This window comes from Halorubrum sp. GN12_10-3_MGM (genome assembly GCF_005435235.1).
GTDB lineage: Archaea > Halobacteriota > Halobacteria > Halobacteriales > Haloferacaceae > Halorubrum > Halorubrum ezzemoulense.
In genome coordinates, this window is the sequence record NZ_SGUB01000001.1 from 135383 (window position 1) to 158101 (window position 22719).

The window sequence follows — 22719 nt, forward strand, 5'->3', positions numbered from 1 at the left end:
ATTCCGCGGCCGCCGACACCGTGGCCACAGATTCCGCCGCCGTGGACGGCGCGACGAGCCGCGACCCGTCGGAGCCGACCGGGGGTGACCGCCGGTGACGCTCGGCCTTTCGCTCGGCGTCGTCGTCGGCTACCTCGTCGTCGCGCTCGCGCTCGGCCTCGTCGCGTACCGCGTCTCGGAGACGACCGCCGAGGACTACTACCTCGCGAACCGGTCGATCGGCACGCTCGTGCTGCTCTTCACGACCTTCGCCACCCTGCTGTCGGCGTTCACGTTCTTCGGCGGGCCGAACCTCGCCTACCGCGCCGGCCCAGAGTGGCTGATCGTTATGGGGACCTTAGACGGCGTCCTGTTCGCGGTGCTGTGGTACGTCATCGGCTACAAGCAGTGGCTGATCGGCGCTCGTAACGGCTACGTGACGCTCGGCGAGATGCTCGGCGACCGCTTCGGCTCGACCGGGCTGCGCGCGCTGATCGCCGGCGTCAGCCTCCTGTGGCTGTTCCCGTACGTCATGCTCCAGCAGATGGGCGCCGGGGAGGCGCTCGTCGGCCTCACCGACGGCGTCGTCCCGTACTGGGGCGGCGCGGCGCTCATCACCGGGTTCATGATCCTCTACGTCGCCGTTGCCGGACTCCGCGGCGTGGCGTGGACCGACACGCTCCAGGGGCTGTTCATGCTCTCCGTCGTCTGGGTCGCCGCGGCGTGGGTCGTCTCGGCGCTCGGCGGCGTCGGCGCCGCGACCGAGGGGATGCTGGCGGCCCGGCCCGAGTTTGGGGGCTTCGGCGGCGGCGCGTACACGCCGGAGTTCATCGTCTCCACGGCGATCACCATCGCGTTCGGAGTGACGATGTTCCCGCAGATCAACCAGCGCTTCTTCGTCGCGAAGTCGGCCGCGACGCTGAAGCGGTCGTTCGCGCTGTGGCCCGTCCTCGTCCTGCTGCTGTTCCTCCCCGCGTTCATGCTCGGCGCGTGGGCGGCCGGGACGCCGGTCGAGGTGCCAACGGATGCGAACGTGCTCCCGGTCGTGCTCGGCGAGTACACCCCTGCGTGGTTCGCCGCGCTCGTCGTCGCGGGCGCGATGGCGGCGATGATGTCCTCGTCGGACTCGATGCTGCTCTCGGGGTCGTCGTACTTCACCCGCGACCTGTACCGACCGCTCGTCGACGCCGACGCCTCCGAGCGACGCGAGGCGTGGATCGCGCGGATCGGCGTGGCGGCGTTCGCGACGCTCGCGTTCGCCGCGAGCCTGTTCCGCCCGGGGACGCTGATCGAGGTCGGCGACACGGCGTTCTCCGGGTTCGCGCTGCTCGCGCTCCCCGTGATCTGCGCGCTCTACTGGCCGCGGACGACCCGCACGGGGATGATCGCCGGCGTCGCGGTCCCCCAGGCGGCGTACCTGCTCGTCGTGCTGTCCGCCGTCGTCGGTGCCGTCCCGACCCTGCCGAAGACGGTCCTCGGCGGCTGGGACGTTGCGCTCGGGCTGATGGCGCTGTCCGGCGCGCTCACTGTGGGGGTCTCGCTGCTCACGGCGCCGACCGAGGAGGGCGACGCCTCGCGGTTCGCGGTGGCCGGGGACTGACTCGGCCGATCCCCGTCAGTCGGGATTCGACCGCCGTCGGTCTCACTCGTTCCGCAGGAACCGGAGCGTCTTCGGATCGGGCCCGTCGTAGTACCGGTCGAGCGCGGTCCCGAACGGACCGTCCCCGTCCGCGACCGCGTCGAACAGCGTCATCGACGACCGGAACTTCAGGTCGTCCGGCGACCCGAACACCTCGTGGGCCGACCGCCCCTCCAGCCCGTTGACGATCGCCGTACACTCCCGCAGCCGCGGCCCCAGCGTCGGGTGCGCGAGGTACGCGGTCGCCTCCTCGCGGGAACCGATCGCGTAGCGCTGCGACCTCCGACTGGTCCCCAACCCCTCGACCTGCGGGAACACGAACCACATCCAGTGGCTCCGCTTCCGTCCCGCGCGCAGTTCCCGCTTGGCCGACTCGATCACGCCGGCCTGCGCCTCGACGAACCGTCGGAGGTCGTGGGAGTCGTTCGGGTCGGCCATCTCCTCGGGGACGTTCTCGTCGCTTGTTTATAAGAGTGGCCGGCAGTGCCCGTTCCCGCCGCGTCGAACCCGGCGAAAGCCAAAAGACCGCTTCGCCCCGACAACGCGTATGAACGAGCCCGGCACCGAGGGCGTGCTGTTGGACCAAGAGACGCTCCACGATCGGCTCGACGACGCGTCGCCGTGGTTTCAGGAGCACTACCGGACCTTCCGGGAGTCGATGCTCGGCGAGCGCGACGGGTCCCCGTTCCCCTGCTACTTCGGGATCGAGGTCGAGCGCGAGGGCGACATGTTGTACGCCGCCTGCGAGTCGACCACGGACCCGGCCGCGCTGTTGCGGCTGCGCGATGTCCTCTCAGAGTACCTCGACACGTACCCGGACCACGCCGACCGCGCGCCGCTCGCGGTGTTCTTCAGGCCGCCCGACGACGACCGCGGCGAGGCGCACTACCACGAGCGGCTCTGGCACGTCCTGGAGTTCCTCCACGTCCACGACCCGGAGCCGTGGCCGGACGACATCCCGGTCGACCCCGACACCCCGCGGTGGGAGTTCTGCTTCGGCGGCGAGGCGCTGTTCCCGACCTCGCGCGCCCCCTTCTACGACGACCGGAAGAGCCGCTACTCGCCGGTCGGCTTAGAGATCACCTTCCAACCCCGGAGCGTCTTCGAGGGGATCACCGCCGACACCGAGGCGGGCGAGCGCGCCCGCGAGACGATCCGAGGCCGGATGGAGGAGTACGACGGGGTCTGTCCCCACGCCGACCTCGGCGACTGGGGCGCCGAGGGCGACCGCGAGTGGAAGCAGTACCTGTTCCGCGAGGACGACGACGCGAGCCCGGACGCCTGTCCGCTCGACCCGACGCGCGAACACCCCAAGGCGTCCGAGTCGCTGCTCGAACCCGGCGCGTGGCGGGCGTTCGACGCGGCCGACACCGGGAGCGAATCCGACGCGCCCGTCAGTTCCGGACTCGGCGATGACTGACGACGCGGTCCTCCTCCTCGTCGACTTCCAAGTCGGGTTCGACGAGCCGGGGTGGGGCGAGCGCAACAACCCCGACGCCGAGGCGGTCGCGGCCGCGCTCCTCGACCGCTGGCGCGAGACGAACCGACCGGTCGCGCACGTCCGCCACGCCTCGACGGAACCCGACTCGCCGCTGCGTCCGGACGCCCCCGGCTTCGCGTGGAAGCCGGAAACGGCGCCCGCCGGGGGCGAGCCGACCTTCGAGAAGTCGGTCAACGGCGCGTTCCTCGACTCCGGGCTCGACGAGTGGCTCCGCGAGGCCGGGTACGAGTCGCTCGTCGTCTGCGGACTCACCACCGACCACTGCGTCTCGACGACGACGCGCGAGGCCGAGAACCGAGGCTACGACGTGCGCGTGGTCGCCGACGCGACCGCGACGCACGCCCGCGAAGCGCCCGACGGGGAGCGGATCGACCCGGAGACCTCCCACCGCGTCGCGCTCGCGCACCTGAACGGCGAGTTCGCGACGGTCGTCGAGAGCGACGACCTGCTCGCCGACCGCTGAGGAGAACCGCCCGTACGGCCCGTCGGTGACGGCGTCGCGGTCGACCTCGAACGTCGAGGAATTCGGTATTCCGACGGAGCCACCAAGCGCGGGGATCTACCGCGACCCGCACAGCAGAGAACGGAGGGACGCCGCGCCGGTCGCGGCCGCTCCGTGCCCCGCACGCGGCCGCCCGGCGCCCGCGAAGGGAAACCTCTTAATGGACTACGCGCGGAGTTCGTGGTATATGAGCAACGGCGATGATGACCCGGCCGACGCCGCGGACGACGGCGAGCCGGCGGAGACGGCCGCTCCGACGCTCCCCGACGACGCGACCGAGGAGTCCCTCACCGAGTACCTCGACGAGATCGCCGACCGCCTCGAGGCCGCCGAGACGGAGGCCGACCTCGACGACGTTGAGGCGCTCTTAGCCGACGCGGAGACCGGTATCGATGAGGCCGACCTCCCCGAGCCGGACGAGGACGATGAGGACGCGGACGACCCGCGCGGCGACCTCGAAGACCGCGTCGCGGAGCTTCGCGACGGCGTGGACGACGCCCGCGGCCCCTACGGGGAGGACGTCGTCGACGCGATCGAATCCGCCGCCGGGACGGTCGAAGACACGGAGTGGACCGACGACGGGCGCGAGGACGTCGCGGCCGCCGTCGAGTCGTTCGTCGACGCGGCCGCCGACGCGATCGACGACGCGCTCGGCGACGCCGACGAGGATCCCGAGGCGCTTCTCGCGGAAGGCGAGGCGGCCGACGCCGCGGCGCCGGCCCCCGTCGATCAGCTCGTCGCGGCGCTCGACGCGGTCGCCGGCGCGGTCACTGACGCCGACCTCGACGCGGACGACGACGCCGACGACATCGCCGCGCTGCTGGACGCGACCGACGAGCTGGAGGCCGGCCTCGACGACGCCGAGGAGTGGGACGACCTCGAAACCCACGAGCAGCTCCGTGCGCAGGGATACTACGACGTGCTCGGCCACTACAAGGACTTCCCCGTCGAGTGGGCGGCGCTGAAGGAACACGAGGCGCGGGGCAACGTCGACATGATCCTGCTCGCGCTCGACTCGCTCCAGTCCGAGTTCATGGAGCGCCACTGCCTGGAGGCGTTCGAGCGGATGGGCAAGCGCGGCAAGACCGAGGCGTCGGTCGAGGAGATCCTCGGCCGCGCCGAGAAGCGCGACCAGCCCGCGATCCGGATCCTCGGGACGATGGCGGCCGAAGAGGCGACCGACACCCTCGTCGAGTACGTCCCCGAGGACTCGAACCCGCAGCTCCAGAAGGTCGTGTTCAAGGCGCTCGGCGAAATCGGCGCGTCCGAGGCGGTCCAGCCGCTCGCGAACCAGCTCGACCCCGACGGCGACACCGACGAGCTCGTCCGCCCCCACGCCGCCCGCGCGCTCGGGCTGATCGGCGACACCCGCGCCGTCGACCCCCTCGCCGACGCGCTCGAGGCGCACCCGTCCGACGACGTCCGCGCGGCCGCCGGCTGGGCGCTCCGCCAGATCGGCACCCGCGAGGCGCTCGAAGCGGTCGCCGAGTACGCCGACGAACACTCCTTCGTCGTCTCGACCGAGGGCGAGAAGGCCCGGGACGCGCTCGACGACGAGGCGGAACCGGCGCCGACCGCCTGACGCGGCCCGCGTGATGCGGACCGCCTGACCCGACCCGCTCCGCCCGCCGTTCGACCGACCCTTTTCACCGATACCGAGGGCACTCCCCTCGTGTCACCCGCTCCGTTCCGTGTCCCGATCCACTCGACCGCGAGCGTCGCCGCCGTCGTCGCGCTCGGACTGCTCGTCTCCGCGGCCGTCGTCCCGGTCGCCGTCGCTGGCGATGCCGGAACCGGCCCGGGAGTCGGCAGACTCGACCCCGGCGGCGCCGCCACCGCACCGTCGAACGAGAGCCCCGAGAACCTGACGCTCGTGTCCACAACGCCGCGGATCGTCGAGCTGTTCCCGAACCCGACGACCGCGGAGAACCGCGGCGAGTACCTCGTCGTCCGGCTCCCCGAGCGCGGGAACTGGTCGCTCGCCGACGGACACCACGAGGCGGAGGTCCCGGCGAACGCCAGCGGCGTCGTCGCCCTCTCGATGGACCCCGCGAACGCGACGCCCCTGCTCGCCGACGAGACCGCGGTCGCCGGCAACGGCGGCACCGGGGACCCGACGCTCCGCGCGCTCGACGACCACTTCCCGCTCGCCGCGTCGGGCGACCGGATCGCGCTCCGCCGGAACGGGACGACGGTCGCCGCGGTCGACTACGACCGCGCGCCCGAGGGACACCGGTGGCGCGCCGACTGGGGGGAGTGGCGACCCCGCGGGTACGAACGGCGGTCGCCGCGTCGGACCGCGAACGCCGCCGTGACGCCGTTCGTTCTCCCCGACAGCCCCGGCCTGCCGGTCGAGCCGCTCCGCGACGCCGAGGACCGCCTGTTCGTCGCCGGCTACACGCTGACCTCGGAGCGGGTCGCCGACGCGCTCGTCGCCGCCGCGGACCGCGGCGTCCGCGTCCGCGTGCTGCTGGAGGGGTCGCCGGTCGGCGGTTTCCCGGCGCGGAGCGCGGAGCTGATCGACCGGTTGACGGCCGCCGGCGTCGAGGTCCGGATCCTCGACGGCGAGGTCGAGCGGTTCCGGTTCCACCACCCGAAGTACGCGGTCGCCGACGACCGCGCGGTCGTCCTCACGGAGAACTGGAAGCGGTCCGGCACGGGCGGGCGGAGCAACCGCGGCTGGGGCGTCGTCGTCGGAAGCGACGACACCGTGGACGCGGGCGGTCCCGGGACCGAGCGCGACGCGCTCGTCGCGGAGGACCTCGCCGCGCTGTTCGCCGCGGACTTCCGGGCGCGGGACGCGCGCTCGTGGCGCGCCTTCCGCGCCGACACCGAGTTCCATGGCGGCGGGCGCGTGAACGGCTCGTACCCGACGCGGTTCGACGCGCCCGCGAAGCCCGCCACGGCGAACGTGACCGTCCTGACCGCGCCGGGGAACGCCGCCGACCGGATCGTCGCGCGGATCGACGCCGCGGACGAGCGGGTGCTCGCGGTCGTGCCGCGGGTCGGCGGTCCCGACGATCGGATCGTCCGCGCGCTCCGACGCGCAGCCGACCGCGGGGTCGACGTCCACCTGCTGCTCTCGGACGCGTGGTACGACCGGGAGGGGAACCGGAACCTCTCCGAGTCGCTCAGGGACGAGCCGATCGCCGTCGACCTCGCCGAGCCGCGCGGCCGGTTCGAGAAGGTCCACGCGAAGGGGCTGGTCGTCGACGACACGGCGCTCGTCGGCAGCCTCAACTGGAATCCGAGCGCGGAGACGAACAACCGCGAGGTGGTGCTCGCGGTCGAGAACGAGTCGGTCGCCGACTTCTACGCTCGCGCGTACGCGGCCGACTGGCGGGGCGGCGGAATCCAGCTTCCGATCGCCTTCGTCGCCGGGTTCGGCGTCGCGCTCGCGGGAGCCGGCGCCGTCGCTCGACGGGAGCTCGCGTTCGGCTGAGAAACGAGGTCGGTGCGAACGGCCGCGGCGGTCGGCTCAGTCGTCGAGCGCGATCGTCGACGAGAGCGCCTCGTCGATCTCCGCCCCCGCCATCTTCTCGACCAGCGTCTCGATCACTTCGCTGCGGCGGCGCTTCACGAACTTGATCGAGCCGACGACGAGGTGGCCGCCCCCGGAGACGCCGGCCTCGGGGAGTTCCTCGTTCAGCTCGGTCACCATGTTCGGGATGTCGAGCCGGACGCCGTCGGACCGGAGGACGCAGAAGTCGGGGCCGTAGCCGATGGTGATGACGGGGTCGCCGGTCTCTTTCACTCTCGTGTCGTGGAGCTCGCCGGTCGTCTTGCCCGGCGCGGGGTAGGTGAATCGGTGCGCGTACTCGTCTAAGTCGATCCGGTAGAGGTGCGCGCCGGAGGCGAGCCGCTCGTGGTCGACGTGGTCCTCGACGGCGTCGAGCTGGCGCTCCACGTCGCGCTCGGCGCGCTCCGAGAGGAACTCGACGAGCTCCTCGTGGCGCGCCTCGTCGTCGCAACCGACGTTGAGCGCGTCGTTGACCAGGGTCTTCCCCTCGGAGTAGCGGAGCCAGTGGGCGGCGTAGTCGAGCGCCTCGCCGATGTCGAGGAGGTCGGACTCGTCGTACCCCGCGCCCTCGGCGAGCGCGACGTAGTCGTCCATCGCCTCCGCCTTCGAGCGGTCGGAGAGGCCGGCAACCGCCGGCACGTGTTCGAGCTCCTCGGTGAGCGACGGGTCGACGAGCCGGGCGAGCTCGACGCACATCATCCCGGTGGTGACCCGGTAGTCCTCGCCGTGGAGGTAGGGGTTCACGTGGGCGTCGAGCAGCGGCCCGACCGCCTCGGGGTCGGGGTGGTGGTGATCGACGGCCGCGATGGGGATGTCGTAGTGCGCGAGGTTCTCGTAGGCCGGCACGTCCTCCTCTGTCGACCCGTTGTCGAGCATGAGGAGGAAGGGGAGCTTCTGCCCGTGGCGCGCGCGGCCCTCCAAGGCGAAATTGAGGTCGCGGGTGACGTCCTCCATCTCGTAGTAGGGCGCCTTGCTCGGGAGCCGCTTGAACAGGTGTCGGGCGGCGTCGGGGTCGCCGTGGACCTCCTCGATGAGGTTCTCAACGGCGAGCTGTACCGGGATCGCGGCGCACATCCCGTCGCCGTCGGCGTGGTGTCGGACACGGATCGGGCGGCCGGCGAGGACCGTCCGGCGGAGCAACCGCGCGAGCTCGCGGAGGTCCTCGTGGATCGGCTCGAACGCCTCCCAGTCGACGAGCGGCTCGACGTCGGCCGGCTCGGCGCGCTCGTCGAGGGCCGCCTCGAAGCGATCGCGGGCTTCGGCGGCGCGCTCGTCGGGGAGCCGCGTCAGCGAGTCGACCTCCAACTGGAGCGCGTTCTCGCGGCTCTCGATCGCCCCCGAGACGTGGACCATGTCGCCGACCTCGACCTCGGGGTACGCCCGGACCCCGGCGGACTCGAAGGCGGCACAGGAGAGGACGCCGGAGGCGTCCGCGACGGCGAAGACGGTGGGACCCCCCGTCTGTTTCGCCTGAACGACCTCGCCCTCGACGGTCACCTCGTCGCCCGGCGTGAGGCCCCGGACCCGAGAGACCGTCGGCTCGTGGGCGACCGTCTCGGTGCGGTAGTCGTCGGGGTCGACGTCGTCGAACGCCACGTCGCCGTTCTCCTTGACCTCGGTGAGCCGGACGATCAGCCGGTCGCCGACCGCGTAGTCGCCGTCGAGGTTCGACTCGTGGACCAGCCCGCTCACGGCGTCGGAGAGGTCGACGAACACGCCGTAGTCGACGACGCCGTTGACTTCGGCGTGGTACAGCTCGTCGACTGCGGCGTCTTCGAGGGTACAGTCCGGCGCCAGATCGTAGACGGTCGGCCGGTCGTCGGCCGCCCCCTCCGCCGCGTCGGCGTCGGGTTCGGGGCTCGAATCGCCCCGCGTGCCGGAATCCCCGGCGAAGTTTTCGCTCATGGGCAGCCTTCGGGAACGGCCGGTGTTAAGCCTGTTCTCTCGGGGCTCGGGCCGGGAGTCCGCGTCGCGTTCCGCGGTCCGGAACCCCTATGAGGCGACGGCGACTTATCCCGCTTATGCGACTGTTCCGCTCGGACGAGCTCCTCGGCATCGCCCGAGAGACCCTGGATTTCGTCCTCGAGGCGAGCGAGGAGACGCACCCCAACGAGTACATGGGGTTCCTCCGCGCGGACGACGCCCGGAAGCTCGATCTCGACCGGGACGGACAGGTGATCACCGACGTGCTCGTCATCCCGGGCACGGAGTCGAGCCCGACGAGCGCCAGCGTCCGGACACACATGAAGCCGAACGACATGCGCGCGGTCGGGTCGGTCCACTCCCACCCCAACGGCGCGCTGCGGCCGAGCGACGCCGACCTCGCGACCTTCGGGCAGGGGAAAGTACACATCATCGTCGGCGCCCCCTACGGCTGGGGCGACTGGAAGGCGTTCGACAACGAGGGGCGACAGACCACCCTCGACGTCCTCGACGTGGAGGTGCCCGACGAGCACTTCTTCGATTTCACCCAGGAGGACATCGACCGGGAGCTCGACGAGCGCGACCGCGGCGGCTTCCTCTCGTGGTTCCGATGACGCGGGTCGTCGCGCAGGGGACGTTCGACCTGCTCCACCCCGGCCACGTCCACTACCTGGAGGACGCCGCGGCCCGCGGCGACGAGCTCCACGCCATCGTCGCCCGCCGGACCAACGTCACGCACAAGCCCGCACCGGTGCTGTGCGCCCGCCAACGGCGCGACATGGTCGCGGCGCTCGACGCGGTCGACGAGGCGCACCTCGGCGATCCGGGGGACGTGTTCGTCCCCATCGAGCGGCTCGACCCCGACGTGATCGTGTTGGGGTTCGACCAGCACCACGACGAGGCCGACATCGCCGACGCGCTCGCGGACCGGGGTATCGACTGCCGGGTCGAGCGCGCGTCCGGCCGCGAGCCGAAGTACGAGGACGAACTGCTCTCCAGCGGCGACATCGTCGACCGGATCCTCCGAGAGCGCGGCGGCGAGGCGGACGCGGACCGGGACTGAGCGCTGACGGACGCCATCCACTCGGGTCCGCGTTTTCGCCCGCCGCTTGCCGCCGTTTTGTCGAAGCGCGGAACATATATGGGTCCGATTCGTAATTCACGCCACGTGACGCTCCCAGACAGATTCCCCGCGGTGTTGGCCGCGGCCGCGATGGGCGTGTACCTGCTCGTCGTCGTCGGCGCCACCACCTCGCTCACCGAGGCGGCGACCGCCTGCGGCGCCTGGCCGGCCTGCGGGAACGGCGCCGCCCTCCCGACGGCGACCGAGGGGTGGATCGCCCTCGGCCACCGCGCCCTCGCCGCCGTCGTCGGTCTCCTCGTCGCGCTCTCCGCCGCGCTCGCGTGGCGGGACGGCGCCGACCGCCGGGTCAGGGTCGCGCTCGCCGTCGCGCTCGTCGTCTATCCCGCGCAGGCCGGCGTTGGCGCGCTCGTCGCGCTCGGCGACCTCCCGGCCGCGCTCGGCTCCGCGCACCTCCTGATCGGTATCGGAATCTTCGGGGCCGTCCTCGCCGCGCTCGCCTGGTGGCTGGAGGCCGAGACGGGCGACCCGGACGACGCGCCCGACGAGTTCGAACCCGGGACCGACGACCTGCCGCCGGTCGAGGAGGCCCCGGAACCGGACATCCCGTCGGCGGCGCTCCCGCGGCTGAAGGCGACCGCGACCGCGTACTTCCGGCTGATGAAGCCGCGGCTGATGTGGCTGCTCTGCCTCGTCGCCGCGGCCGCGATGGCGCTGGCGGGCGGCTCCGGTTTCACGCCGCCCGTCGTGGCGGCGACGCTCGCCGGCGGTGCGCTCTCGATCGGCGCCTCCGGGACGTTCAACCACGTCCTCGAACGCGACGTGGACAAGCGGATGCAACGCACCAGCGACCGCCCGCTCGCGACGGACCTCGTGCCCGTTCCGCACGCCCTCGCGTTCGGCGGTCTGCTGACGCTCGTCTCGCTCGGCCTGTTCTGGACGGTGAACTCCTTGACGGCCGCGCTCGGGCTCGTCGCGATACTGTTCTACAGCGTCGTCTACACGCTCGTCCTCAAACCGAACACGGTCCAAAACACCGTCATCGGCGGCGCGGCCGGCGCGCTGCCGGCGCTCATCGGGTGGGCCGCAGTCACGGGCGAGGTCGGCGGCGGCGGGGTGCTGCTCGCCGCGGTCATCTTCCTGTGGACGCCCGCACACTTCTACAACCTCGCGCTGGCGTACAAGGACGACTACGAGCGCGGCGGCTTCCCGATGATGCCCGTCGTCCGCGGGGAGACCGCGACGCGTCGGCACATCCTCTGGTACCTCGGCGCGACGCTGGTCGCCGCGGTCGCGCTCGCCGCGGCCGCCGACCCGCTCGGCGCGCTGTACGCGGTCGTCGGCGTCGGCGTCGGCGGGGTCTTCCTCTGGATGGTCGTCCGGCTCCACTACGAGCAGACCGAGGGGGCCGCCTTCCGCGCGTTCCACGCCTCGAACGCCTACCTCGGCCTGTTGCTGTTCGCCGTCGTCTTCGACGCGCTGGTGGTCTGACACGGCGATATCGTCGCGAGCGCGCCGCGACCGACCGGGACCTGTCCCTTTAATCCTGTTCGTGTCCTACGCTGTGCCATGACACGCGTTGAAGTCGAGTACTGCGTCCCCTGTGGCATGTTGAACCGCGCCCGAGACGTCTCCGAGGCGATCCTCAAGCAGTTCGGCGAGAGCGTCGACGAGGTCGCTCTGGTGACCGGCGACGACGGCGTGTTCGTCGTCCGCGCTGACGGCGAGGTCGTCTTCGACAAGACCGAAGACGAGTACGACGTCGACGCCATCGTCCGCGCGGTCAAGCCGCACGTCGGCGCGACGGCGTAGTCACTCGGCTGTTCTCAGACTGGAGACGCCCGAGGAGGACTCTTCGACGGGTTACATTGATCACTGTTCTCACGCCGCAAGCTAATTACGACTCGCCGACAAATCTCGGTGACGATGTCGGACTCATCGGAACGGACCCGGACCGAGGCGGTCGCCCCCGGCGATCCGGCGGTCGACGCCGCCGCCGAGAACCGGTCGCGGCTCGCGCGGACGTGGTACCGGTCGCGGTTCGGCGTCGGCGTCATCGCCGCCGACGTGCTCCTCACCGTCGGCCTCGCCGCCGGGGCGCTGCTGGTGACCGACGGCCCGTTCCCCGGGTTCGCCGGCCTCGGTTCCGGAGTCGTTCCGCCGTTCGTCCCCCTGTTCAGCCTGCTCGGCGCTCTGGGGTTCGTGTTCACCGCCCTCGTCGAGCGGTTCGACGCCTCCGTCGGCACGCTCGTCCGGTACAACCTCCGGCTGCCGGCCGCCCTGCCGCTCGGCGTCGGGGTGTACCTGCTCTCCGACATCCTTCTCGGCGGGACGACCGGCGACGCGCCCCTCGTCGCCGGCGTCGTCTTCCTCTCGGGACTGTACGTGAACCTCGCGTACAAGCGCCTGGGGGCGTTGGCGCGCCGCCTCCTCCCCGCGAGCGCCGATCGGAGCGCGGGCTCGGGAGACGGGGAGAGCTGACCCCGGCCACGCCGGACTCAGTCGGGGTCGAACACCGCACGCGCGGAGTTGGTCACGACGAGGATGCTGCTCGACGCCATCGCGAGCGCGGCCAGCAGCGGGTTGAGGACGCCGGATAACGCCAACGGGATCGCGACCGCGTTGTAGACGAACGCCCAGCCGAGGTTCTGTTTCAGCCGTCGGTTCGTCCCGCGCGTGACGGCGAACAGTTCGGGGACCGCCGAGAGCCGGTCCTCCAGGAGGACGGCGTCGGCCGCGTCCGCGGCGAGGTCGGTGCCGGAGGCGATCGAGACCCCGAGGTCGGCCGCGGCGAGCGCCGGCGCGTCGTTGCTCCCGTCGCCGACCATCGCGACCGAGCCGTCGGTGCCGAGCCGCCGGACCGTCTCGGCCTTCGCCTCCGGCGGCACCTCGGCGAACACCTCGTCGATCGCGGGGTGCTCCGCGAACCGCCTCGCGGCCGCGGGCGCGTCGCCGGTGAGCACCACCACCCGACGGCCGTCCGCGTCGAGGTCGGCGACCACCGACTCCCACCCGTCGCGCACCTCGTCGCCGACCGTCAGGACGCCGCGGCCGCGACCATCCCAGCCGACGTAGACGGGCACGTTCCCGCGGTCGCGGGCGGTCGCTCCCGCCTCGCGGAGCGTGTCCGGTATCGGCCAGCCGCGCTCGTCGAACAGGCCGGGGTGGCCGACGACGACCTCGTCGCCGTCGACGCGCCCCGCGACCCCGCGGTCGAAGACGTCCACGTCCGTCGCTGACGGGCCGCTCGGGGCGGGCGCGTCGTCGGTCTCGCCGACGCCGTCGGCGGTCGAGTCCGCCGCGGTCGCCGCGCCGCCGTCGGTCGCCGGCCGCTCAACAGTTCGCCCCTCCGAGTCCCCCAGCACTCCGGAGACGATCGCCTCGGCGACCGGGTGGACCGAGGCGCGCTCGACGGCGGCGGCGCGGTCTCGCACGCGGTCGACCGGCGTCCCCGCCGCGGCCGTCGCGTCGAGCAGCCGCATCTCGCCGTCGGTGAGCGTCCCGGTCTTGTCGAGGACGACGGTGTCGACGTCGCTCGCCGACTCGAAGACGGCGTCGGAGACGACGACGATGCCGCGGTTCGCGGCGTCGCGGATCCCGGCGGCGACCGCGAGCGGCGTCGCCAGGCCGAGCGCACACGGACACGAGACGATGAGCACCGTCAGCCCGACGAGCGCGGCCTCGATCGGCGCCGACCCGAGCGCCAGCGTCGCGGCGGCGCCGACGGTCGCGACCGCGACGACGAGGGGGACGAACACCGTCGCCAAGCGGTCGACGAGCCGCTGGACGCCGGACCGCGAGCTCTGGATCTCCCACAGCAGCCGCACGAGGGTGTCAAGGGTGTTCGCCGCGTCCTCGCCGACCTTGACGACGACCGGCGAGTCGGTGACGACGGTCCCGCCCCGGACCGCGTCGCCCTCGCGTTTCGTGGCGGGGAGGGACTCGCCGGTGACGAGCGCCTCGTCGACAGCGGCCGTTCCCTCGGCGACGGTCCCGTCGAAGGGCACGCGCTCGCCGGGGCGCACGAGCAGCCGGTCGCCGGGGTCGACCGCGTCGGCGGCGACGGTCTCGCCCGCCTCGGTCCGCACCGTCCGGTCCTCGGTCGTCGTCAGGTCGGCGAGCATGCCGGTCGCCCGCCGCTTGATGATCGACTCGTAGTGGTTGCCGGCGGTGACGACCAGGATGACGGCGATGGTCACGTCGAAGTAGAGGTCGGTCCGGCCGACGAACAGCGCGAGCGTGCTGTAGACGTACGAGCTCGCGGCCGCGAGCGACACCAACAGGTCCATGTTCGGCTGCCGGGCCCGGAGGCTCACGTACGCGCCCCGCAGGATCGGGTAGCCGGTGTAAAACAGGACGATGGAGGCGAACACCCAGATCTGCGCGAACAGGTACGTCCCGGAGACGCCGCCTAAGTCGAGTATCGGCTCGTACCCGAAGTAGGTCGGATACAGGAAGAGGACGTACCACAGCATCGCCATCATGCCGAAGAACCCGCCGCCGATCAGGAATCGCACGACTGCGTCGTTGTCCTCCGCGTCCGGGTCCGCACGGTCGCTCGCCGAGTAGCCCGCGACCGAGAGCTGCCCGGGAAGCTCCTCGGCGCTCACGGCGTCGGGGTCGTAGTCGACCCGGATCGTGTCCGTGGCGTAGCTCGCCTCGGCGGCCGCGACCCCCTCCTGCTCGCCGGCCGTCATCTCGAGGAACGACTCGCAGGTGGCGCAGTGCATCCCGTCGACGTGGAGGAACGTCGTCTCGCCGTCGAACTCGTCGCCCGGCGTCGCGTCCGGCCGCTGCTCGTCGAGGTCGTCGAGGTCCTCGACGTCGTCCAGCGACCGCGCGACGGTCAGACAGCCCCGGCAGCAGAACTCGCCGTCGACGTCGGGCGCGGTGTGCGGGTCGTCCCCAGTCGGGAGGTCACAGAGCGTACAGCCTGTCATTGGTGGTCCGTTCGCGGTCGGTGGGGCGGTCCGCGGACCGGGGGCGGCGGGTCCCGCGGTTCGTGATCGATTACGCGTGCTCGGAGTCGGCCGAGTCGCCGGCGAACCCCGGGAGGGCCCCGCCGGTCGCGATCCGGAGGCTCCCCCAGATGAGCAGGACGTTCACCAGCGTCACCGCCACGACGAACTCCGCCCGATCGGCGATGAACACCATCGCGGGGACGAGTCCGCCGAGGACGAGGAGTACGGCCTGTTGGATCGAGAAGTCCATGCCGTAACCATGCGCTCGCCGGAAATATATAACACCCGTGTTTTCAGGGTGCGAGAACGGGTAGATCTTATATGGCTCTCTACTGTCAAAGTCGCCTATGGGCCAAAGTGAGGCAGCAAACGCTCCGACTGACGATGTCGGCGGCGAGGGAGAGGATTTCGACCCGATCGGCACGCTCACGCTCATCGGAATTTACTTCGCAATCTTGGTACTCGCGTGGGTGTACATCTACTTCGTAGAGTTCCTCGGCCGGGACCTCGTCGTGGTGGGGTGATCACACGTGCACATTCACGCCTACGAGAAGCTCTGGCTCGCGCTGTCGATCGTCCTGATTCTCGCGCTCATCGGCACCGTGACCTACGGGGCGGTCGGTCCCGGCGTGGCGATGGTCGCCGACTCGCAGTCGACGGTCGACGCCGCGGCGCTCGACGAGGACGAGCGGTTCTCCGAGCCCCGCGTCGAGCAGGTGGGCGAAAACGAGTACGAGGCGTACATCGTCGCCTACCAGTTCGGCTTCGAACCGTCTCCGATCGTCGTGCCGGCGAACAGCACCGTGACGTTACACGTCACCTCTCGCGACGTGATACACGGCTTCGAGGTCGTCGGCACGAGTGCGAACACGATGGCCGTCCCCGGCGAGGTCTCGGAGATCACGGTCGAGACCGAGGAGCCGACGGAGTACGGGCTCGTCTGTAACGAGTACTGCGGCGCCGGTCACCACGTCATGGAAGGAAAGATCAACGTCGTGAGCCAGTCGGAGTTCGAGAGCCGCGGAGGTGACTCAGAATGAGCACCGCCATCGAGTCCGAACAGACGTTCGTCGACAAGTTCCCGGACGAGGCGAGGGTCGTCCGCGCGGCCTTCCTGAGCTCCTTCTTCGCCCTGTTGCTCGGCGCGATCTTCGGGATCATCCAGACGCTCCACCGGACCGACGTCGCGCGGATCATCCCCTCGACCGACTACTACACCGTCCTCACCGCGCACGGCGTGTTCATGGTGATCAGCTTCACGATATTCTTCCTCGTCGGGCTGTTCACCTGGGCGCTGACGCGCAGTCTGGACCGGCCGCTCCTGAACATCAAGATCACGTGGACGTGGTACGGGCTGATGGCGACCGGCATGACGCTCACGGGGATCTCGATCCTCGCCGGGTTCGTCGATTCCATCGACATGAGCGCGGACGTGCTGTACACGTTCTACGCGCCGCTTCAGGCGCACCCGCTGTTCTACGCCGGGCTCACCGTGTTCATCGTCGGGACGTGGATCGCGGGCGCCGACTGGTTCCGGACGTTCCTCGCGTGGCGGCGCGAGCACCCCGACGAGCGGATCCCGCTCCAGACGTTCATGGTGCTGACGACGATGACGATGTGGTACATCGCCTCGTCCGCCGTCGCCGCCTCCGTCCTGCTGTTCCTGCTCCCGTGGTCGCTCGGCTTCATCGACCAGGTGAACCCGACGCTCACCCGGACGCTGTTCTGGTTCTTCGGCCACCCGGTCGTCTACTTCTGGCTCATGCCGGCGTACATGCTCTGGTACACCGTCCTGCCGAAGATCGCCGGCGGCCGCCTCTTCAGCGACCCGCTGGCCCGGGTCGTGTTCGTGCTGTTCGTTCTCCTCTCGACGCCGGTCGGGATCCACCACCAGTACCTCGACCCGGGGATCGCCGAGGGGTTCAAGTTCATCTCGATGACGAACACGATGTTCCTGCTGTTGCCCAGCCTGCTCACCGCGTTCACGGTCGTCGCGAGCGTCGAGTACGGCGCCCGTCAGCGCGGCGGCACCGGGCTGTTAGGCTGGCTCACGAACCTCCCGTGGCGCAAGCCGGAGTTCACCGGCATGATGCTTGCCGGCCTGATGTTCGCGGCCGGCGGCTTCTCGGGCATGGTCAACGCCGGGATGAACATCAACTATCTCATCCACAACACGCTGTGGGTGCCGGGTCACTTCCACCTCACCGTCGGGACCGCGGTCGCGCTGACGATGATGGCCGGGACCTACTGGATCTGGCCGCAGATCAGCAACAAGCCGATCTACAGCAGCCAGATCGGGCTGTTCCAGGTCGTCCTCTGGTTCATCGGCATGGCGCTGATGTCGAACGCGATGCACGCGCAGGGGCTCCTCGGCGTCCCGCGACGCACCGCCGAGCCGGAGTACTCCGGCTTCGACTACCCGACGATGTTCGGCGGCTTCGAGGAGCTCAACATCCAGATCGCGATCGGCGGGACCCTGCTCTTCGTCTCGACGATCCTCTTCCTCGGGAACCTCGTGTTGACGATGGGGAACCCGAAGGTGTCCGGGCTCGCGGAGCCGCTCCCCAGTCCGGTCTCCGGCGCGGAGGACGCGCCGCAGGTGCTCGATAACCTCCGCCTGTGGGTCGGCATCGCGCTCACGCTCGTCGTCCTCGCGTACGCGCTGCCGATCGCGGCGATCATCAACCGCGGCGGACTGCTCGGACCGGGCGTCGGCACCTATCCGGTGTGGCTCGCGCCGCTGTTCGACGCGCTGGCGGACGCGGCCGCCCCGCTGTTCGGCGCCGTCGCCGACCTCTCGGCCTCGCTCATTGAGGTGGTCCGATGAGCGTCGACATCTCTCGCGGCGGGCTGCTCGTGACGCTCGCGATCTTCGGCGTGATCGTCTACGAGCTCCGGACCGTGCTCGACTTCGTCGGTGTCGAGCTGCCGATCATCCCGTACATGGGGGCCGTCTTCGTCCTCGCCGGGGCCTCCGTCTGGTACGTCACGCTGAAGGGCGGGTGGCGGACCGAGCCCGAGCCCGACGAACCGGCGTAGCGACGCCGGTCATTCCCGCCGACGCGCCCTCGCGCTCTTCTCTCCGACGCCGACCGCGTCGACGGAAGCAGTTATCACCGTCGACGCCCAATAATGCGTATGGAATCCAATACTGCCTCGAACGCCTCCGAGGCGCCCTCCTCCGGATCGTCCGGCACCGACCGGCCCGTTTCGCTCGCGGACGAGGACGCTCTCGACGCCTTCGTCGCCGACGCGGACGCCGCGCTCGTGGAGTTTTACACCGACGGCTGCGGCATCTGTGCCAGCATGGAGCCGGTGATCGGGAACGTGGCCCGCGGCGCCGAGGCCGACTTGGCGGTCGGCCTGGTGAATCCCCGCGACGACCCGCCGCTGGTCGAGCGGTTCGACGTGCGGAGCGTCCCGCTGTTCGTCCTCTTCGTCGACGGCGAGCCGGTCGCGCGGCGCGCCGACGGGTTCATTTCGGGCGACGACCTGACGGCGTGGGTCGACGAGCACGCGGCCTGACCGAGGCTGATGTGTCGGTTCGGACTCGTTCCGGGGGTCGCCGACGGACACCACTGAAGCCCCAGTCGCGAGCCGGGCGCACGCTCGTTGCGTTCCTCGCTCAGTCGCTCCACTCTGTCGCTGTGGTACGTACACCGCCTTTGCCCGCCTCACGACTGCCCCTTCGAGTGCCACCCCGTACCGCTCGGCCCCGCACCTCACACCTCCCCAGCCTCGGCGGACGCACCGGCGCGGGCGCCGCCGCGCCGGCCCGCCGCCTCCCTCGCGCGTGCTGGCTTCGCGGCCGCCGCTGACGGCCGCTCGCAGGTGCGCGCCACCGCACTTTCCGTACTCACTCGTCGTTTGGCTCTCACCTATTTATAAACGATCGCGCTCGACGGAACCCTTTTGAGCCGGAGCGGCGTACTGTGCGCCAGTATGGGACTGGGCTCGGACATGTACCGACAGCAGATCCTCGACCACTACAAGAACCCGCGAAACTACGGGGAACTCGAGGATCCGGACTTCACGCACGTCGGCGAGAACCCCTCCTGTGGCGACACGATCCGGATGGACGTGGACCTCGACGACGAGGAGCAGACGATCGAGGCGGTGCGGTTCACGGGCGACGGGTGCGCCATCTCGATGGCCTCCGCGAGCATGCTCTCGGAGCGGCTCCACGGGATGAACGTCGACGAACTCGACGGGCTCGACACCGACGACGTCACCGAGATGCTCGGCGTCGACATCTCGCCGATGCGCGTGAAGTGCGCGGTGCTGGGGCGACAGGTCGCGCAGGACGGCGCGAAGATCCACCGCGGCGAGCTCGACCCCGACGACCGGACGGTCACCGAGGAGTGAGCCCGCGGGCCGACGGCGCCCGTCGGCTCCCGCCACGGCTCGTCCCGAGCCCACCGGACTTTTGCCCGCGAACCACGTTCGTCAGCCCATGAGCGACGACTTCGACAAGGAGGCGGAACGCGAGAAGCTCCGCGAGAAGTTCGCGGACGACGAGCAGAAGCGCGAGCACACCCAGCGGATGTCCGAGCTCCTCCTGAAGGGCGCGACGATGACGAACCGCCACTGCGAGGAGTGCGGCGACCCCATCTTCCGTCACGACGGTCGCGAGTTCTGTCCCACCTGCGGGAACGAGGCCGGCGGCGCGGCGGGGGCGAACGAGGCGACCGGGACCGCGGCGGAGCCGGACGCGGCGGGAGGCACCGAGGCGACGGGAGCCCCGCCGGACGTGGACGCCGGCGCGGCGGACGGCGTCGCCGAGAACGGCTCGGTGGGTGCCGACTCCGGTGTGACCGATCCCGCCACGACCGAGTCCGGTGCGACCGAGAGCGCGGGGCCGCGGCCCTCCCGCTCGGCCGCCGTGCAGTCACAGGGGTCGGCGCCGCCGCAGGGGTCAGCGCCGCCGCAGCAGTCCGACTCCCAGCGGCCCGAGCCGCGGCGGCCCGACTCCCGACCGCCCGAGTCCGGGCGACCCACCCCGCCTCAGTTGACGGACGACGCCGAGGGCGTCGGCGCCGCCCGCGCGTCGCTGACCCGGACGCTGACGCGGTTCGCCCGTGCCGCCGAGGAGACGGACGACCCGCGGCGCGCCCGCGACCACCTCGAAGCGGCCCGCGAGGCGGCCGAGGCGCTGGCGGCGCTGGACTGACGCTACTTATAAACACGTCTCCGTGTCGCGGCCGCGGTCGAGGTCTCGGCTGTCGGTTAACAACCTGATCCCGGTAGATCGGCGGCGAGCCCCACCAGAGTCTCGGCCGACCGTTTATGAGTAATCGACTGCGGATCGCCGGCAATCACCGCCAAAGCCCCGCGACCGCGCCTCACGCCTCCCCAACCTCGCGGCTCCCTCCGCTTCGCTCCGGTCGCCGCGTCCCTCGCGCGTGCTGTCTCGCGGCCGCCGGTGGCGGCCGCTCGTAGGCACGCGCCACCGCAGTTTCGATTATCAAATAGCCTGCGCTACCGCCCGCTCTCGACGGCGACGCGCATGTCCGCCGCCAGCCGCTCGGCGCGGTCGGCGTCGGCGGACTCGGCGTAGATCCGGATCTTCGGCTCGGTGCCCGAGGGGCGGACCAGCACCCACGCGTCGCCGTAGTCGAGCCGATAGCCGTCCGTCGTGTTCGGCTCCGCGTCGGCGGTCTCGACGTAGGCGCGGGCGGCCGAGAGCATCTCGTCGCGCTCGTCGTCGTCCGCGTACTCGACGTTCTCCCGCACGAAGTGGTAGTCGGTGTACGGCGCGACGACCTCGCTGACGGGCGCGCCGTCCGCGGCCGCGAGCAGTTCGAGGAAGCGCGCGCCGATGTACGCCCCGTCCCGCGAGAGCCGGTACGGCGGGAAGAACAGCCCGCCGTTCCCCTCGCCCGCGATGGGGACGTTGACCCCCTCGTCGTGGAGGTCGCGCGTCCGGGTGATGATGTTCGTCGCGCCGATGGGCGTCAGTTCGAGGTCGGCGTCGTTGGCGGCGCAGACGTCGACGAGCCGCTGGGAGACGTTGACCGCGCTAACGACTGCGTCGCCCGGTTCGAGACAGGCGTCCGCCAGCGCCGCGAAGGAGGTGTCGCCGTCGACGAACCGCCCCCGCTCGTCGACGAAGACGGCACGGTCTGCGTCGCCGTCGTGCGCGATCCCCACGTCGGCGTCGGAGGTCGCGACCAGCCGCGAGAGGTCCGCGAGGTTCTCGGGGACCGGCTCGGAGTCGCGGCCGGGGAAGTGGCCGTCCGGCGTCGCGTTCACCGTCAACACCTCGCAGCCGAGTTCGCGGTAGATCCGGGGGGACGCGACCGAGGCCGCGCCGTGACCGGGGTCGACTGCGACCGTGAGGTCGGCGTCCGCGACCGCCTCGCGGTCGACCGCAGCGGTCAGTTGGTCGGCGTAGTCGTCGACGGCGCCATCGATCGGCGTCGTCGCGCCGGCCGACCGCCAGTCGGCGTGGTCGTACTCGTCGTCGAGGACGCGCCGCTCGATGCGCTCTAACACGTCGACGGAGAGCTCGACGCCGTCGGCGCCCACCAGCTTGATGCCGTTGAACTCCGGCGGGTTGTGCGAGGCGGTGACGAGGACCGCGGGGACCCCGTCGGCCTCGCAGTAGTTCCCGACCGCGGGCGTGGGCACGACGCCGAGGCGGTCGACGTCGCAGCCGACCGCGGCGAGGCCGCTCGCGGCCGCGTTCGCGAACAGCTCGCCGGTGGTCCGCGTGTCGCGCGCGACGGCGACGCGGTCGGCGTCCCACACCGTTCCGGCCGCCTTCGCGATGTCGAGGACGAGCGCGGGCGTGAGGTACCGCAGCGCGACCCCGCGGATGCCACTCGATCCGAACAGCTCCATGCGGGGCCATCCGCCGGCCGAGGGGAAAGCGGTTCCGAACCGCTCGGCCGGTCGCGTGTCGCTCGACCGACATCCGCGGTCGTTCCCGCGACGACGCGTGCGGTTCATGCCGGTGGCGTTCGTTCGACCCGTATGGACCACACGCGACGCGACGCGCTCGCCGGGAGCGCGCTCGCCCTGTCCGTCGCGACGGCGGGCTGTCTCGACTTCGCGGCGGGCGACGGACCGCAGGGCCCGGAGGGAACGCCGGCGACGCTGACCTGCGACGACGACGGGTTCGTCCGCCTCGGTCAGCCGTTCGAGGCGTCGGTCACCGAGACCCTCGTCGAGACGGACGAGACGACCGTTGAGCTCTCCACGGAGGGAGCGACCGAGACGTACGGCCAGTCGCTCCGGCTCGTCCTCCGGAACACCGGCGACGCTCCCGCCGCCACGCTCGGCGAATCCGCCTACTCGCTCCAGCGCGAGACGGGGGAGGGGTGGCTCGACATCCGCGGCTCCACCTCGGGCGAGGCGGTCGAACTCCTCCGGACCGAGGCGTCGCTCGACACGAGTTCGGCGTACTCCTGGGACATCACGTTGACCGAGTCGGCGATCGCCGACGCGGTCGACGGCGTCGACTTGGAGGTCTGCCCGCCGCTGGGCGACGGCACCTACCGGTTTGTCTACTGGGGGCTCGTCGACGCGCCCCCGATCGGCGCGGAGTTCGAACTGGTGGGGTGAGGCCGGTTCGACGCGAGCCGCGGGGATCTCGGGCCACGGTGCGGCTC

The 22719-nt window shown here is 71.1% G+C and carries 24 protein-coding genes; 18 read left to right on the plus strand and 6 right to left on the minus strand.

Going from position 1 to position 22719, the window contains the following annotated elements:
- Window positions 1-94 precede the first annotated feature (94 nt).
- Window positions 95-1579 carry a sodium:solute symporter gene (locus EXE47_RS00735; protein ID WP_049930359.1) on the plus strand — a complete coding sequence of 495 codons (1485 nt, stop codon included), beginning with the start codon at window positions 95-97 and terminating at the stop codon, window positions 1577-1579.
- Between the two features lie 42 nt (window positions 1580-1621).
- Here the strand turns inward: EXE47_RS00735 and EXE47_RS00740 are convergent, their stop codons facing one another.
- Window positions 1622-2056, minus strand: a complete 435-nt coding sequence (locus tag EXE47_RS00740) for a DUF1810 domain-containing protein (protein ID WP_086219400.1) — start codon at window positions 2054-2056, stop codon at window positions 1622-1624.
- Window positions 2057-2165: 109 nt separating this feature from the next.
- On the opposite strand from EXE47_RS00740, the gene EXE47_RS00745 reads away from it, so the two are divergent.
- The 4 genes from EXE47_RS00745 (at window position 2166) to EXE47_RS00760 (ending at window position 7063) form a co-directional block, all read left to right on the plus strand.
- On the plus strand, window positions 2166-3038 hold the full coding sequence (locus EXE47_RS00745; RefSeq protein ID WP_086215835.1) for a YqcI/YcgG family protein: 873 nt from the start codon (window positions 2166-2168) through the stop codon (window positions 3036-3038).
- Complete coding sequence (locus EXE47_RS00750; protein WP_094494536.1) at window positions 3031-3582, plus strand: cysteine hydrolase family protein; 552 nt, start codon at window positions 3031-3033, stop codon at window positions 3580-3582. Before EXE47_RS00745 ends, EXE47_RS00750 begins: the two co-directional genes overlap by 8 nt.
- A gap of 226 nt (window positions 3583-3808) precedes the next feature.
- Window positions 3809-5203, plus strand: coding sequence for a HEAT repeat domain-containing protein (locus EXE47_RS00755; protein ID WP_089308315.1), 1395 nt, complete (start codon window positions 3809-3811; stop codon window positions 5201-5203).
- Window positions 5204-5293: 90 nt separating this feature from the next.
- Window positions 5294-7063, plus strand: coding sequence for a phospholipase D-like domain-containing protein (locus tag EXE47_RS00760; RefSeq protein WP_089308314.1), 1770 nt, complete (start codon window positions 5294-5296; stop codon window positions 7061-7063).
- 36 nt (window positions 7064-7099) lie between these two features.
- Here EXE47_RS00760 and EXE47_RS00765 read toward each other — a convergent pair whose 3' ends face one another.
- Complete coding sequence (locus EXE47_RS00765; RefSeq protein WP_049930369.1) at window positions 7100-9046, minus strand: DHH family phosphoesterase; 1947 nt, start codon at window positions 9044-9046, stop codon at window positions 7100-7102.
- Window positions 9047-9162: 116 nt separating this feature from the next.
- Between EXE47_RS00765 and EXE47_RS00770 the strand changes: the two genes are divergently transcribed.
- The 5 genes from EXE47_RS00770 to EXE47_RS00790 all read left to right on the plus strand — a co-directional run bounded on the left by EXE47_RS00770 (window position 9163) and on the right by EXE47_RS00790 (window position 12626).
- Window positions 9163-9678, plus strand: a complete 516-nt coding sequence (locus EXE47_RS00770) for a Mov34/MPN/PAD-1 family protein (RefSeq protein WP_049930371.1) — start codon at window positions 9163-9165, stop codon at window positions 9676-9678.
- Window positions 9675-10127 carry an adenylyltransferase/cytidyltransferase family protein gene (locus EXE47_RS00775; protein ID WP_049930683.1) on the plus strand — a complete coding sequence of 151 codons (453 nt, stop codon included), beginning with the start codon at window positions 9675-9677 and terminating at the stop codon, window positions 10125-10127. Before EXE47_RS00770 ends, EXE47_RS00775 begins: the two co-directional genes overlap by 4 nt.
- A 105-nt stretch (window positions 10128-10232) precedes the next feature.
- Entirely contained in the window at window positions 10233-11636 is a 1404-nt protein-coding gene (locus EXE47_RS00780; protein ID WP_049930373.1) for a heme o synthase, read from the plus strand.
- A gap of 78 nt (window positions 11637-11714) precedes the next feature.
- Window positions 11715-11957, plus strand: coding sequence for a SelT/SelW/SelH family protein (locus EXE47_RS00785; RefSeq protein WP_049930374.1), 243 nt, complete (start codon window positions 11715-11717; stop codon window positions 11955-11957).
- Between the two features lie 114 nt (window positions 11958-12071).
- A complete protein-coding gene (locus tag EXE47_RS00790) occupies window positions 12072-12626 on the plus strand; it encodes a hypothetical protein (protein WP_049930375.1) in 555 nt (184 codons plus the stop codon).
- Between the two features lie 17 nt (window positions 12627-12643).
- On the opposite strand, the gene EXE47_RS00795 is transcribed toward EXE47_RS00790, so the two are convergent.
- Both EXE47_RS00795 and EXE47_RS00800 read right to left on the minus strand, forming a co-directional pair.
- Entirely contained in the window at window positions 12644-15085 is a 2442-nt protein-coding gene (locus tag EXE47_RS00795; RefSeq protein WP_137707948.1) for a cation-translocating P-type ATPase, read from the minus strand.
- A 70-nt stretch (window positions 15086-15155) separates the two neighbouring features.
- On the minus strand, window positions 15156-15356 hold the full coding sequence (locus EXE47_RS00800; protein WP_049930378.1) for a hypothetical protein: 201 nt from the start codon (window positions 15354-15356) through the stop codon (window positions 15156-15158).
- 97 nt (window positions 15357-15453) lie between these two features.
- Here EXE47_RS00800 and EXE47_RS18595 point away from each other — a divergent pair, with 97 nt between their 5' ends.
- The 5 genes from EXE47_RS18595 (at window position 15454) to EXE47_RS00820 (ending at window position 18631) form a co-directional block, all read left to right on the plus strand.
- A complete protein-coding gene (locus EXE47_RS18595; RefSeq protein WP_007345353.1) occupies window positions 15454-15630 on the plus strand; it encodes a hypothetical protein in 177 nt (58 codons plus the stop codon).
- Window positions 15631-15636: 6 nt separating this feature from the next.
- On the plus strand, window positions 15637-16146 hold the full coding sequence (locus EXE47_RS00805) for a cytochrome c oxidase subunit II (RefSeq protein ID WP_007345352.1): 510 nt from the start codon (window positions 15637-15639) through the stop codon (window positions 16144-16146).
- A complete protein-coding gene (locus EXE47_RS00810; protein ID WP_086215828.1) occupies window positions 16143-17933 on the plus strand; it encodes a b(o/a)3-type cytochrome-c oxidase subunit 1 in 1791 nt (596 codons plus the stop codon). Before EXE47_RS00805 ends, EXE47_RS00810 begins: the two co-directional genes overlap by 4 nt.
- Window positions 17930-18145, plus strand: a complete 216-nt coding sequence (locus tag EXE47_RS00815; RefSeq protein WP_049930382.1) for a hypothetical protein — start codon at window positions 17930-17932, stop codon at window positions 18143-18145. The genes EXE47_RS00810 and EXE47_RS00815 overlap by 4 nt, the downstream gene beginning before the upstream one ends.
- A gap of 99 nt (window positions 18146-18244) precedes the next feature.
- Window positions 18245-18631, plus strand: a complete 387-nt coding sequence (locus EXE47_RS00820; protein ID WP_049930383.1) for a co-chaperone YbbN — start codon at window positions 18245-18247, stop codon at window positions 18629-18631.
- A 197-nt stretch (window positions 18632-18828) separates the two neighbouring features.
- Here the strand turns inward: EXE47_RS00820 and EXE47_RS18355 are convergent, their stop codons facing one another.
- Window positions 18829-18966, minus strand: coding sequence for a hypothetical protein (locus tag EXE47_RS18355; protein ID WP_158093601.1), 138 nt, complete (start codon window positions 18964-18966; stop codon window positions 18829-18831).
- Window positions 18967-19048: 82 nt separating this feature from the next.
- On the opposite strand from EXE47_RS18355, the gene sufU reads away from it, so the two are divergent.
- Together sufU and EXE47_RS00830 are read left to right on the plus strand one after the other, a co-directional pair.
- Window positions 19049-19471, plus strand: coding sequence for a Fe-S cluster assembly sulfur transfer protein SufU (gene sufU, locus EXE47_RS00825; protein ID WP_049930385.1), 423 nt, complete (start codon window positions 19049-19051; stop codon window positions 19469-19471).
- Between the two features lie 88 nt (window positions 19472-19559).
- The gene (locus tag EXE47_RS00830; protein WP_089308312.1) at window positions 19560-20276 is read left to right on the plus strand and encodes an Sjogren's syndrome/scleroderma autoantigen 1 family protein; all 717 of its coding nucleotides are present in this window, start codon (window positions 19560-19562) and stop codon (window positions 20274-20276) included.
- A gap of 308 nt (window positions 20277-20584) precedes the next feature.
- Here EXE47_RS00830 and glmM read toward each other — a convergent pair whose 3' ends face one another.
- Complete coding sequence (glmM, locus tag EXE47_RS00835; protein WP_049930388.1) at window positions 20585-21949, minus strand: phosphoglucosamine mutase; 1365 nt, start codon at window positions 21947-21949, stop codon at window positions 20585-20587.
- A 132-nt stretch (window positions 21950-22081) separates the two neighbouring features.
- On the opposite strand from glmM, the gene EXE47_RS00840 reads away from it, so the two are divergent.
- Entirely contained in the window at window positions 22082-22672 is a 591-nt protein-coding gene (locus EXE47_RS00840) for a hypothetical protein (protein WP_089308311.1), read from the plus strand.
- The last annotated feature ends 47 nt before the right edge of the window (window positions 22673-22719 follow it).